Source organism: Pseudomonas sp. NPDC089554, from assembly GCF_050280645.1.
Classification (GTDB): domain Bacteria; phylum Pseudomonadota; class Gammaproteobacteria; order Pseudomonadales; family Pseudomonadaceae; genus Aquipseudomonas.
This window is the reverse complement of sequence record NZ_JBNNVR010000059.1, coordinates 23,136-34,282: the sequence shown is the minus strand read 5'-3', so window position 1 is coordinate 34,282 and position 11,147 is coordinate 23,136. Positions and strand designations below refer to the sequence as shown.

The 11,147-nt window shown below is 63.3% G+C and carries 14 protein-coding genes and 1 pseudogene; 8 read left to right on the top strand and 7 right to left on the bottom strand.

Translation table 11 applies throughout. From position 1 onward, the window contains the following. Positions 1–309 (top strand): annotated as a pseudogene (locus ACQKPE_RS17370) (oxidoreductase); the annotation flags it as partial. Positions 310–351: 42 nt separating this feature from the next. Here ACQKPE_RS17370 and ACQKPE_RS17365 read toward each other — a convergent pair. Further along, positions 352–1,074: a glycerophosphodiester phosphodiesterase gene (locus ACQKPE_RS17365; RefSeq protein ID WP_427667734.1), complete on the bottom strand. Its 723-nt coding sequence runs from the start codon at positions 1,072–1,074 to the stop codon at positions 352–354. 33 nt (positions 1,075–1,107) lie between these two features. Next, positions 1,108–1,692, bottom strand: coding sequence for a PilZ domain-containing protein (locus tag ACQKPE_RS17360; protein WP_427667732.1), 585 nt, complete (start codon positions 1,690–1,692; stop codon positions 1,108–1,110). A 93-nt stretch (positions 1,693–1,785) separates the two neighbouring features. On the opposite strand from ACQKPE_RS17360, the gene ACQKPE_RS17355 reads away from it, so the two are divergent. Genes ACQKPE_RS17355 through ACQKPE_RS17345 form a run of 3 tightly spaced genes read left to right on the top strand, consistent with a single transcriptional unit; the run spans position 1,786 to position 5,032 of the window. After that, a complete protein-coding gene (locus ACQKPE_RS17355; protein ID WP_427667731.1) occupies positions 1,786–3,036 on the top strand; it encodes a lipoprotein-releasing ABC transporter permease subunit in 1,251 nt (416 codons plus the stop codon). A gap of 7 nt (positions 3,037–3,043) precedes the next feature. Further along, on the top strand, positions 3,044–3,727 hold the full coding sequence (gene lolD, locus ACQKPE_RS17350; protein WP_427667729.1) for a lipoprotein-releasing ABC transporter ATP-binding protein LolD: 684 nt from the start codon (positions 3,044–3,046) through the stop codon (positions 3,725–3,727). Between the two features lie 60 nt (positions 3,728–3,787). Further along, positions 3,788–5,032: a lipoprotein-releasing ABC transporter permease subunit gene (locus tag ACQKPE_RS17345; RefSeq protein WP_427667727.1), complete on the top strand. Its 1,245-nt coding sequence runs from the start codon at positions 3,788–3,790 to the stop codon at positions 5,030–5,032. Positions 5,033–5,060: 28 nt separating this feature from the next. Here ACQKPE_RS17345 and ACQKPE_RS17340 read toward each other — a convergent pair whose 3' ends face one another. Together ACQKPE_RS17340 and ACQKPE_RS17335 are read right to left on the bottom strand one after the other, a co-directional pair. Then, positions 5,061–6,413, bottom strand: coding sequence for a heavy metal sensor histidine kinase (locus ACQKPE_RS17340; RefSeq protein ID WP_427667739.1), 1,353 nt, complete (start codon positions 6,411–6,413; stop codon positions 5,061–5,063). After that, complete coding sequence (locus tag ACQKPE_RS17335; RefSeq protein ID WP_427667725.1) at positions 6,410–7,090, bottom strand: heavy metal response regulator transcription factor; 681 nt, start codon at positions 7,088–7,090, stop codon at positions 6,410–6,412. Before ACQKPE_RS17335 ends, ACQKPE_RS17340 begins: the two co-directional genes overlap by 4 nt. Before the next feature lie 159 nt (positions 7,091–7,249). Here ACQKPE_RS17335 and ACQKPE_RS17330 point away from each other — a divergent pair, with 159 nt between their 5' ends. Together ACQKPE_RS17330 and queF are read left to right on the top strand one after the other, a co-directional pair. Then, a complete protein-coding gene (locus tag ACQKPE_RS17330; RefSeq protein ID WP_427667723.1) occupies positions 7,250–7,738 on the top strand; it encodes a cupredoxin domain-containing protein in 489 nt (162 codons plus the stop codon). A gap of 64 nt (positions 7,739–7,802) precedes the next feature. After that, a complete protein-coding gene (gene queF / locus ACQKPE_RS17325; protein ID WP_427667721.1) occupies positions 7,803–8,633 on the top strand; it encodes an NADPH-dependent 7-cyano-7-deazaguanine reductase QueF in 831 nt (276 codons plus the stop codon). Positions 8,634–8,709: 76 nt separating this feature from the next. Here queF and ACQKPE_RS17320 read toward each other — a convergent pair whose 3' ends face one another. Continuing rightward, positions 8,710–8,973: a DUF4404 family protein gene (locus ACQKPE_RS17320; protein ID WP_427667719.1), complete on the bottom strand. Its 264-nt coding sequence runs from the start codon at positions 8,971–8,973 to the stop codon at positions 8,710–8,712. A gap of 123 nt (positions 8,974–9,096) precedes the next feature. After that, on the bottom strand, positions 9,097–9,660 hold the full coding sequence (locus ACQKPE_RS17315) for a phosphonoacetaldehyde phosphonohydrolase-related protein (RefSeq protein ID WP_427667718.1): 564 nt from the start codon (positions 9,658–9,660) through the stop codon (positions 9,097–9,099). Here ACQKPE_RS17315 and ACQKPE_RS17310 point away from each other — a divergent pair. Next, on the top strand, positions 9,655–9,819 hold the full coding sequence (locus ACQKPE_RS17310; protein ID WP_427667716.1) for a hypothetical protein: 165 nt from the start codon (positions 9,655–9,657) through the stop codon (positions 9,817–9,819). The genes ACQKPE_RS17315 and ACQKPE_RS17310 overlap by 6 nt on opposite strands. Positions 9,820–9,856: 37 nt before the next feature. After that, positions 9,857–10,564 carry an MlaA family lipoprotein gene (locus tag ACQKPE_RS17305; RefSeq protein WP_427667715.1) on the top strand — a complete coding sequence of 236 codons (708 nt, stop codon included), beginning with the start codon at positions 9,857–9,859 and terminating at the stop codon, positions 10,562–10,564. A gap of 56 nt (positions 10,565–10,620) precedes the next feature. Here the strand turns inward: ACQKPE_RS17305 and ACQKPE_RS17300 are convergent, their stop codons facing one another. Next, complete coding sequence (locus ACQKPE_RS17300; protein WP_427667713.1) at positions 10,621–10,920, bottom strand: PilZ domain-containing protein; 300 nt, start codon at positions 10,918–10,920, stop codon at positions 10,621–10,623. Positions 10,921–11,147 lie beyond the last annotated feature (227 nt).

Here is an 11,147-nt window from a genome sequence, read left to right as displayed (position 1 = left end):
GAACTGACCCAGGCCAAGGTGCCTTATGAAGTGGGCAAGGCCTTCTTCAAGAGCATGGCCCGTGCGCAGATCGCCGGCGAGCCGCAAGGCATGCTGAAGATCCTGTTCCACCGCGAAACCTTGCAGATTCTCGGCGTGCACTGCTTCGGCTACCAGGCTTCGGAGATCGTGCACATCGGCCAGGCGATCATGAACCAGCCGGGCGAGCTGAATAACCTGAAGTACTTCGTCAACACCACCTTCAACTACCCGACCATGGCCGAAGCCTATCGGGTAGCGGCCTACGACGGCCTGAACCGGCTTTTTTGAGCGGCTCCGGCCGGTGGCCTGAGCCGGTCGGGGAGACCGATTTCAGCCCTTCCCAAGGGTGGTCTTGGCCAAACCGGGAAAGTCTGTAATCAGGCTGTCCACGCCAAAGTCGGCGAGTCGGCGCATCAGTGCCGGCTCGTTGACCGTCCACACCGTCACGTGCAAACCCTGGCGCTGCGCCTTGAGCAGGCGCTCGGGGGTGCACAGCGTCCAGTTCAGCGCAAGCATCTCGCAGCCATAGTTCTGCGCGACCTTCAGCGGGTCGAGCCAGGCGTATTCGGCCACCAGTCCGCGGGACACGTCCGGCACCAGCTCCTGGGCGGCGCCCAGCACTTCGCGTGAGCTGGAGGTGATGGTGATCTTGTCCAGCAGGTTGTATTGCTGGGCCAGTTCGCGAATCGCCAGCACGGTGCTGGCCGCGCGGGTGCGCGAGGCACTCTTGACCTCCAGCTGCCAGTGGGCGAACGCGCATTTCTCGAACAATTCCTCCAGCCGCGGAATAGGGCAGGGCTGCACATGGCCTGGGCCGCCAGTACGCGCGTCATAGGTCACCAGTTCTGCGGCGGTGTGCTCGACCACCTTGCCGCGCCGGCCAGTGGTGCGTTTGAGGGTGGGGTCGTGGATCACCATCAGCTCGTTGTCGGCCGACAGGTGCAGGTCCAGTTCGCAGCGGTCGACGCCGTGGGACAGGCACTGGCGGAAGCTGGTCAGGGTGTTCTCGGGCGCTTCGCCCTTGGCGCCGCGATGGCCGTAAATCAGGGTCACGTTCGTTCCTTCAGGTCTGAGGAGCGCAGAGGCTCAAGAGGCAGGGTCGTTCTGTTCCAATTGCTGGCGCCGCTGCTGTTGCTGGCGTTGCAGAATATAGCGTGCCAGCAGCTGGCGCTGGGCGTCGGTCATGTCGGTGAATTCGGTGCCGACTTCGAAGTCGCCGTCGGGCCGAGGGTCGCAGTGAGTGACCCGCCCACGCAGCAGCAGGCCGTGGGCGCGTGGCATCAGCACCATCTTCACTTTCACGCGTGTGCCGGGGGCAATCTTCTGGGCTTGGGCGAACTCGATGCCGCCTTCGGAAATGATCACCCGTTGCGGCTGGCCGATCTCGCCAATCAGGGTTTGCGCGACCACCGCGCTGAGCAGGTCCAGGCGTTTGTTCTGGGCTTTCAGGAAGGCGGCGAGGGTGCGGTCCTTGTCGCTGAGCTGGCGCAGCAGGTGCTGGCTCTCGAAGTCGGACAGGTGCAGTTCGCTGAGCAGGTTGAAGAGCAGCGAATCATCCTGCAATAGTTCTGTTTCAAGGGCTTCGGCCGCGCTCAGGGGGCTGATTTGAAGTGCGATACTGTCTTCGATGCGGTAGTATTCGCGGCGATCTTCTTCGTCTAATGTCGTCATGGCGAACCCATGGTAGCGGCGGTGGTCCGAGTGTAAAGCCGCCACAGGCGCCTCGCCACAAGGACGTTCCCATTCATCCGAACAAGCCCCGACATGTTCAGACCTCTCTTCGTATTCATCGGTACGCGCTACACCCGTGCCAAGCGCCGCAACCATTTCGTCTCGTTCATTTCGCTCACTTCGATGATCGGCCTCGCCCTGGGCGTGGTGGTGATGATCGTGGTGCTGTCGGTGATGAACGGCTTCGATCACGAAATGCGAACCCGCGTGCTTGGCATGATCCCTCATGCCACGCTGGAGGCTGGCCAGCCGATCAACGACTGGCCCACCCTTGCCCAACAAGTAAAGCAGAATCCACGCGTGCTGGCGGTGGCCCCGTTCACCCAGATGCAGGGCTTGCTGACCTATGAAGGCAAGGTGCAGAAGATACTGCTCAACGGCATCGACCCACCGCGTGAGCGCGAGGTGTCGATCATCGACAACTTCCTTCGCGAAGGCAGCCTCGATGCACTGGCGCCGGGCGAATGGGGCATCATGATCGGCGACAAGGCCGCTGCCCGCCTGGGCGTGAAGGTCGGCGACAAGGTCACCTTCGTCGCCCCGGAGGTGAGCGTCACGCCCGCGGGCATGTTCCCGCGCATGAAGCGCTTCACCGTGGTTGGCACCTTCCACGTCGGTGCCGGTGAAATCGACGGCTTCCTGGGCCTGACTAACCTCTCCGACCTGTCTCGCCTGCACCGCTGGAAGGCCGACCAGGTGCAGGGCCTGCGCCTGAAGTTCGACGACCTGTTCCAGGCACCGCGCGTTGCCTGGGACATCGCCCAGCGCCTGGGCGACCAGGAGTACTACGCTCGCGACTGGACCCGCACCCACGGCAACCTGTACCAGGCGATCCGCATGGAAAAAGCCATGATCGGCCTGCTGTTGTTGCTGATCGTCGCGGTGGCGGCGTTCAACATCATTTCCACCCTGGTGATGATGGTCAACGACAAAAAAGGCGACATCGCCATCCTGCGTACCCTGGGCGCCACGCCGGGCCAGATCATGGCCATCTTCATGGTCCAGGGCACGGTGATCGGCGTGGTCGGCACGCTGATCGGCGCGGTGGTCGGCATTCTTGCCGCGCTCAACGTCAGTGCCGCCATCGCCGGCATCGAGACGCTGATCGGGCACAAGTTCCTCAACGCCGATGTGTACTTCATCGATTACCTGCCGTCGCAGATCATGGCCGAAGACGTGTGGATGGTCTGCGGCGCGGCGTTGGTCCTGAGTTTCCTCGCCACCCTGTACCCGGCCTGGCGTGCTGCGCGCACCCAGCCAGCAGAGGCGCTACGTTATGAGTGAGTCGCGCATGAGTGATAAAGCCGTACTGAGTTGCCGCAACCTGGGCAAGTCCTATGACGAAGGCCCGGCGTCGGTGCAGGTGTTGTCCGGGTTGAGCCTGGAGCTGCTGCCTGGCGAGCGAGTGGCGATCGTCGGCAGTTCGGGGTCGGGCAAGAGCACCTTGCTCAACCTGCTGGGCGGCCTGGATACGCCGACCCAGGGTAGCGTCTGGCTGGCTGGCGAAGAGCTGTCGGCCCTTGGCGAGCGTGCTCGTGGCCTGCTGCGCAACCGCGCGCTGGGCTTCGTCTACCAGTTCCACCACCTGCTGCCGGAATTCACCGCACTCGAGAACGTGTGCATGCCGTTGCTGATTGGCCGCACCGCTATTCCCGAGGCGCGCGAGCGTGCCGAAGCGCTGCTCAAGCGTGTGGGCCTGGGCCATCGCCTGAACCACAAGCCGGCCGAGCTTTCCGGCGGCGAGCGCCAGCGCGTGGCCATTGCCCGGGCGCTGGTCAACCGCCCAGGCCTGGTGATGCTCGACGAGCCGACCGGCAACCTCGACCATCACACCGCCCAGGGCATCCAGGAGCTGATGCAGGAGCTGTCGAGTTCTTCGCGCACCGCGTTCCTGGTGGTGACCCATGACCTCAACCTCGCGCGCCAGATGGACCGTGTGCTGCGCCTGGAAGACGGGCGCCTGGTCGCTATCTGACGGTTTGCACGGGGTAGCCTGGGCTGCCTCGTTTCTTCTTTTCATTGGGTGTACGCGTAAATGTTCAGACCCTTGCCCTTGTTCATCGGTGCTCGCTACACCCGTGCCAAGCGCCGCAACCACTTCATCTCGTTCATTTCCATGACCTCGATGATCGGCCTGTCCCTGGGCGTGCTGGCGATGATCGTGGTGCTTTCGGTGATGAACGGCTTCCAGCGCGAAATGAGCTCGCGCATCCTTGGCCTGGTGCCGCACGCGGCAATTCTCGGCGAACAGCCGCTGGGCAATTGGCAGCAGGTGGCCGACAGCGCGCTGAAGAACCCGGCGGTGATGGCCGCAGCGCCGATCACCGAAATGGAGGGCATGCTGTCCTACAAGGGCGCGATGCAGCCGATTCAGGTCAGCGGCATCGACCCGGCGCAAGAAGGCAAGGTGTCTATCGTCGGCCAGCATATCGTTCAGGGTGCGTTACAGAACTTGGTGCCCGGCGAGTACGGCGTGGTGCTGGGCGAGCTGACCGCCCGGCGTTTTCGCCTGAACACTGGCGACAAGCTGACGCTGATCGTGCCTGAGGTGAGTTCGGCGCCAGGCGGCATTACTCCGCGCATGCAGCGCCTGACCGTGGTCGGTATCTTCAAGGTCGGCGCAGAGCTGGACGGTTCCCAGGCCTATATCCATATGGCCGACGCCGGCGAGATGCAGCGCTGGGCGCCGGGCCAGGTGCAGGGCGTGCGCTTGAAATTGCATGACCTGTATGCCGCGCCGCAGGTGTCCAAGGTCATCGCCGCGGGCTTGGGCAATGGCTACCGCGCTGACGATTGGTCGCACACCCAGGGCAGCTTGTTCAGTGCCATGAAGATGGAAAAGACCATGATCGGCCTGCTGTTGATGATGATCATCGCAGTCGCTGCGTTCAACATCATCGCCACCCTGGTGATGGTGGTGAACGACAAGGGCTCGGACATCGCCATCCTACGTACCATCGGCGCCACGCCTTCGCAGATCATGGGCACCTTCATGGTGCAGGGCACCTTGATCGGTGTGGTCGGCACACTGATAGGGGGCGTGCTCGGGGTGGTCGCGGCGTTGAACGTCAGTGCCATCGTCGGCTGGCTGGAGCGGGTCAGTGGGCAGCACATCTTCACCTCGGACGTGTACTTCGTCAGCAGCCTGCCGTCGCAGCTGCAATGGGGGGATGTGGCGATCATCTGCACGACGGGCCTGGTGATGAGCTTCCTGGCCACGCTGTACCCGGCGTACCGCGCCTCGCAGATAGAGCCGGCGATGGCGCTGCGCTACGAGTGACTGAAAGGGGCCGCACTGCGGCCCTTTTTCATGGCGCCTCGGGCAGCACGATCAGGAAACGTGTCCAGCCGTTCTCGCATTCGGCACGAATACTGCCGCCATGGGCCTGGATGATCGAGCGGGTAATCGCCAGCCCCAGCCCCGCATGTTCACTGCTACCTTCACGACGTGCTGGGTCGGCCCGGTAGAAGCGGTCGAACAGGCGTGGCAGCACCTGTTGGGCAATCGTAGGCCCAGTGTTGGCCACTGTGATACGCAGCCCAGGCTCCAGCGTCACCTCTATCGTCCCGCCCTCAGAGGTAAAGCGCAGTGCGTTGTCCAGCAGGTTGGACAGCGCCCGGCGCAGCATATGGCGGTCGCCCGCAACCTGCGCCTGGCCTTGGCGACGCAGGTGGATGCCCGCTTCCTCGGCCAGCGGTGCGTAGTACTCCAACAAGGCATCGGTCTCCATGCCCAGGTCCAGCGCCTGGCGGCTGGGCATCAGCAGGCCATGGTCGGCCTTGGCCAGGAACAGCATGTCATTGACCATCTGCGCCATCCATTGCAGTTCCTCGAGGTTGCCGTGCAACGCCTCGCGGTATTCCTCCAGGCTGCGCGGGCGGGTGAGGGTGACCTGGGTGTGGGTCAACAGGTTGGACAGCGGTGTGCGCAGTTCATGGGCGATATCGGCCGAGAACGCCGAGAGCCGCTGAAAGGCGTCGTCCAGGCGTTGCAGCATGGCGTTGACGGTCTCGCCCAGTTCCGCAAGTTCCTCTGGCAGCTGCGCGACGGGCAGGCGCGTGGTCAATGAGCGCGCATTCACGCCGGCAGCCACCGCGCCCATCTGGCGTAGCGGTCGCAACCCGCGGCGCGCGGCCCAGGCACCAAGCAGCGCGGTGGCCAGCGCCGAGAGGCCGACGGTCAGCCAGATCAGCTGCTGCATGCCTTGCAGGAAATGCTGGTGGTGGGTGATGTCGAGGAACAGGGTCAGTTGCGGCGCTTGCGTGTCGCCGCTGCGCAGCGCTACGGACAGGCTGCGATAGTCGATGCCATTGGCATGCAGGGTCGCCAGTCCGTTGCGCTGTGGGGCATCCGGCAGGGCAGGGCGGCTGTCGAACCACAGGCTGCCATCACCGCCGCGTATGCTCAGGGCCAGGTCGGCCTGGTGGCTCAATTCGTTGCGCAGTGCTGGTATGCGAGCGGCCAGTTGCTCTGGGGTGCCGACCTCGCTCAGTTGTGCGCGAATCAATGACAGGCGTGCGTCGAGCAGTTGCTGGTCCAGCTCGATGAAGTGTTGCTCGCTGGCGCGGTTGAACAACAGCCCGGCGGTGAGTGATACCGCTGCCGTGCAGGCGGCGAACAGCAGGGCCAGGCGCCCGCCGAGGGAGAGCCTGCGCATCAGTCCTGGCGCTCCTCGAGCACATAGCCCATGCCGCGTACGGTGTGGATCAGCTTGCAGGGGTGCTGGTCGTCGATCTTCAGGCGCAGGCGGCGGATAGCCACTTCGATGACGTTGGTGTCGCTGTCGAAGTTCATGTCCCACACCTGCGAGGCGATCAGTGATTTAGGCAGCACCTCGCCCTGGCGGCGCAGCAGTAACTCAAGCAGGGCGAATTCCTTGGCGGTCAGGTCGATGCGTGCACCGGCGCGCTCGGCGCGGCGGCGGATCAGGTCCAGGCGCAGGTCGGCCAGGGCAAGGGTGGTGTCCTGGCTGGGGCTGGTGCCGCGGCGCAGCAGGCTGCGTACCCGGGCCAGCAGTTCGGAAAAGGCGAAGGGCTTGACCAGGTAGTCGTCGGCGCCCAGTTCCAGGCCGTGCACGCGGTCTTGCACGGCATCGCGGGCGGTGAGGAACAGCACAGGCGTGTCCAGCCCGGCCTGGCGCACGGCCTGGAGGATCTGCCAGCCGTTGCGCCCAGGCAGCATCACATCGAGGATCAACAGGTCGTGGTCGCCGGTCACGGCGAGGTACTGGCCGGTTTCGCCATCGCTGGCCAGCTCCGTGGCAAAGCCCGCTTCGCTCAGACCCTGGCAGAGGTATTGCCCGGTCTTGGCCTGGTCTTCGACGATCAATAGTTTCATGTGCAGTCTTTCCAAAAAGCCGACAGCGAGAGTGAAGAAATGATACGTGAGGCAGGAGCGATCCAGCCAAGCTGACAAAGTTGTAATCTTCCGGTCAGCTCGTCGCCAGTTGCGCCTGCCTAGAGTGGTGCCATAGCCGCTGTACATTCCGGAGTAGACATGAAACAGCTGATTCTAGCCGCCACCCTTGCCCTGGCCAGCCTTCCCGCATTCGCCGACAGCAAGGCCTTCGCCTTCGGCGAGCCGGCCCCGGCCTCGAAAGCCACGCGCAGTGTCGATGTGGTGCTCAAGGACATCGCCTTCGAACCCACCAGCCTTTCGGTCAAGGCCGGCGAGACGGTGCGCTTCGTGATCGTCAACCAGGGCAACTTGCCCCATGAGTTCAACCTCGGCGACGCGGCCATGCATGTTGAGCACCAGAAGGAGATGGCGGCCATGGCCAACATGGACCACAGCCAGATGGACCACGGTGCAATGGGGCATGGTCAGATGGGGCATGGCCATGACGCGGGCAACACCGTGCTGGTGCAGCCGGGCCAGCGCGCCGAGCTGACCTGGACCTTCCGCAAATCCGCGCCCATCGAGTTCGCCTGCAACGTGCCGGGGCACTACCAGGCCGGGATGGTCGGCAAGCTGAGCATCGAGTGACGGCGGCCCCAGGCGGGGATAAAACCGGTAGAATGCTTTCATTTTGAACCTTCAGGTCAGGTCCATGCATCCCGCCGCCGAACACTCCCCGCTGGGCAAGTCCAGCGAATACATCGCCACCTACAGCCCCCAATTGCTGTTCCCGATTCCACGCACGGCCAAGTGGGCGGAACTGGGGGTCACAGCCCAGACCCTGCCGTGGCAGGGCGTGGACTTCTGGAACTGCTTCGAGCTGTCCTGGCTGCTGCCTTCTGGCAAGCCGGTGGTGGCCATTGGCGAGTTCGCCATTCCGGCTGACTCGCCGAACATCATCGAGTCCAAGTCGTTCAAGTTGTACCTGAACTCGTTGAACCAGACCGTATTCGCCAGCGCAGATGAGCTGCGGGCGTGCCTGGAGAAAGACCTGTCCGCTGCTGCCGGAAGGCCGGTGCAGGTGAAGGTACGCAGCCTCGGCGAGGTCGAGGCGCAGGGCGTGGTGGCCTTGCCGGGGCTGTGCATCGACGCGTTGGACGTGACCATCAGCAACTACGAGCAGCCGCAACCTGAATTGCTGCGCTGCGCCGCCGAGCAGGTAATGGAGGAGGCCGTACATAGCCATCTGCTCAAGTCCAACTGCCCGGTCACCGGCCAGCCGGATTGGGGCAGCGTGGTAGTCGAGTACAAGGGGCGAGCGCTGGACCATGCCAGCCTGCTGAGCTACCTGGTGAGCTTCCGCCAGCATGCCGACTTCCACGAGCAGTGCGTCGAGCGCATCTACCTGGACCTGCTGCGCCTGCTCGAACCTGAGCACCTGACGGTCTATGCACGCTACGTACGCCGTGGCGGGCTGGATATCAACCCGTACCGCAGCACCGGGGTGATCAGCCCTGCGAACGGGCGCCTGGTTCGCCAGTAAGCGCTTCGTCGCTACAGAACGAAAAAAGGCCGCGCCTACAGGGATAGGCGCGGCCTTTTTCGTTAGGGGCTGGGTTTCAGATACCCATGCTGTGCAGGCTGTTGGCGATGCTGCGCAGGGTAGCGGTGAGGTCCGGGTGGTCGGCTTCGAAGCGTTCGATGGCGAGGTTCACGCCGTCGACCAGGTTGTTGTCGGGTGTGGCTTCCTCGAGCTTGAGCTGCGCCTCTATCTGGCGCGCCTCTTCATGCAGGCTGGCGAGCTCTTCTTCCGAAAGCGGTACGTTGCGATCCAGTTGCTCGCGCAGGCTATCGAGTCGCTCTTGCAGTTCGCGGGCAGGCATTGGGTGTTCTCCGTCCAAGACTAGGCAAGGCATGGACCACTGCGCAGTGGCAAAGGTTCTGCCCTGCCTTCAAGCGTAATCCACTCACCGGCCCTTTGCATGGTCAGTATCGACAACCTCGTATCAGGGTTTTTCGCCTTTGCGACGGCGCTGGGCGATATCGGCCAGGCAGGTGTCCAGCGACTCGAGGTGGTCGATCACCGAGTGCACGCCAACGCTGAACAGTTCAAGGGTCGCCCTGCCGCGGGCGCGCTCCTGGTCCTGCTGGCTCAGGGCTTGCCATTGTTGCGAGCTTTGGTCGCAGGTCGGGCTGCAGGCGGCCAGGCCTACGGTCCAAAGCCCGGCATTGAGGCCGGCCTGCAGCAGGCGTGGCTCGCCACTAACCAGCACGCAGCCGTCCAGGCGTTGGCTTTGCAGGGTCATCAGGGCTTGCCAGCAGGCGTTTGGCGCAGGCCACGGTGAGCCATTGCTGAGCTGGCCGGGGAGCCAGTCGGGGAGGAGGTCGGCCAATTGTTCGTTTTGTTCAGCGTCCGGCTCGTCCAGCCAGATGCAAGGCACCTGCTGGCGGCGCAGGCCGTCAAGGGTGTCGAGGGCGCCAGGCGCCGGCAGGGGGCTGCCGTTGTTGTTACTGACCAGGCAACCGCGCAGTCCGAACAGCACGGCGGTGAAGGCGGGGGCATCGTGCATGGCGAGATCCCTGAAATAGTCCGCAGGCTAAAAGCGAATTGTTACCAAGAGATGACGCTTGCAAGAATTGCTCACAAAAATATAGAGCAACGATGGGAAAAGCTTTTTATCGGCGGCGTTGCCATTATACTTGCAGCCTTGTTCGGCTGGACGATGTAAGCACCAGCTGCCGTGAACTTCGATGGAGACACTTCATATGCATAGGATCGGTGCCGGTGTGATCGAGCGAGTCACCCAGGCCTGTATCTGTGCCAGCCTGCTGCTGGCACCGGTCGCTGCCACCCAGGCGGCAACCGAGGAAGATCCCTGGGAAGCGGTCAATCGACCGATCTTCCGCTTCAACGATGTCCTGGACACCTATGCCCTCAAGCCGCTGGCCCAGGGCTACCAGGCGGTCACCCCGCAGTTCCTCGAGGACGGTATCCACAACATGTTCCTCAACCTGGGGGACGTGACCAACCTGGCCAACAACATCCTGCAGCTCAAGCCACATGCGGCCGGCGTGGACACCGCGCGGCTGATCGTCAACACCACCTTCGGCCTGGGTGGCTTCTTCGACGTCGGCACGCGCATGGGCCTGCAGCGCAACGACGAGGACTTCGGCCAGACCCTGGGCTACTGGGGCGTGCCGAGCGGCCCGTACGTGGTCATTCCGCTGATGGGGCCGAGCACCGTGCGCGATGGCCTAGCCAAGTATCCGGACACCTACACCAAGCCTTACCGCTATATCGACCACGTGCCGACGCGCAATTCGATCTTCGCCCTGGACATCGTCGATACCCGCGCCAACCTGCTGTCGGCCGAGAAGCTGATGCAGGGCGACAAGTACATCTTCATCCGCAATGCCTACCTGCAGAACCGTGAGTTCAAGGTCAAGGACGGGGAAGTCGAAGACGACTTCTGATGTGCGCGTGAACGAAAAAAGGCGGCCCCGAAAGGGCCGCCTTTTTCATGGGCGTCTCAATGCATCGCCAGGATACGCAAGCCGAACTTCTGCGCCCCGCCAGGCAGGTCGGCGATCCATACCACCTCGGTGCTCGCATGCAGGCCTTTCAGGGCCGGGTGGTCGGACTCCAGGCGCACTTCGATATGTTCGCCGACGGCAAAGCGCTGCGCCGCGCGGATCTGCATGCCGCCACTGGAAAGGTCCACGCACACCGCCGTGACCACTTCGCCTGCGTGCAGCAAGCTGACCTCGGCGTCGATGCGCATCCGGATGAAATCGCGTTTTTCGTCGTGCTCGGTGGAAGTCTGGGGCATGGCTGCATCCTTCCCGTCGGGTGGCGATTATCGGGCGATGCCCGGAGGTTTGCCTGATCTTACGTCCGGGCAAACGCTTGCGGCAACGCCCTTGCGTGATGGGAATGAATGTCATTGTGTGTCGTCGAACAGCTGTTTCTATGCACAACAGTAAGCTAAACGGCAGCGGTAATAACTGGCAGTGATTAGCCTGCGAGAGTCGATGCACGCGTGCTTGAAACGCTTGG

Excerpts from the sequence above, each read along its gene's own strand:
- ACQKPE_RS17335 (WP_427667725.1), bottom strand. The coding sequence starts at position 7,090 with ATGAAACTATTGATCGTCGAAGACCAGGCCAAGACCGGGCAATACCTC.
- ACQKPE_RS17355 (WP_427667731.1), top strand. The coding sequence starts at position 1,786 with ATGTTCAGACCTCTCTTCGTATTCATCGGTACGCGCTACACCCGTGCC.
- ACQKPE_RS17320 (WP_427667719.1), bottom strand. The coding sequence starts at position 8,973 with ATGCCTGCCCGCGAACTGCAAGAGCGACTCGATAGCCTGCGCGAGCAA.
- lolD (WP_427667729.1), top strand. The coding sequence starts at position 3,044 with ATGAGTGATAAAGCCGTACTGAGTTGCCGCAACCTGGGCAAGTCCTAT.
- queF (WP_427667721.1), top strand. The coding sequence starts at position 7,803 with ATGCATCCCGCCGCCGAACACTCCCCGCTGGGCAAGTCCAGCGAATAC.
- ACQKPE_RS17305 (WP_427667715.1), top strand. The coding sequence starts at position 9,857 with ATGCATAGGATCGGTGCCGGTGTGATCGAGCGAGTCACCCAGGCCTGT.
- ACQKPE_RS17300 (WP_427667713.1), bottom strand. The coding sequence starts at position 10,920 with ATGCCCCAGACTTCCACCGAGCACGACGAAAAACGCGATTTCATCCGG.
- ACQKPE_RS17345 (WP_427667727.1), top strand. The coding sequence starts at position 3,788 with ATGTTCAGACCCTTGCCCTTGTTCATCGGTGCTCGCTACACCCGTGCC.
- ACQKPE_RS17330 (WP_427667723.1), top strand. The coding sequence starts at position 7,250 with ATGAAACAGCTGATTCTAGCCGCCACCCTTGCCCTGGCCAGCCTTCCC.
- ACQKPE_RS17315 (WP_427667718.1), bottom strand. The coding sequence starts at position 9,660 with ATGCACGATGCCCCCGCCTTCACCGCCGTGCTGTTCGGACTGCGCGGT.
- ACQKPE_RS17360 (WP_427667732.1), bottom strand. The coding sequence starts at position 1,692 with ATGACGACATTAGACGAAGAAGATCGCCGCGAATACTACCGCATCGAA.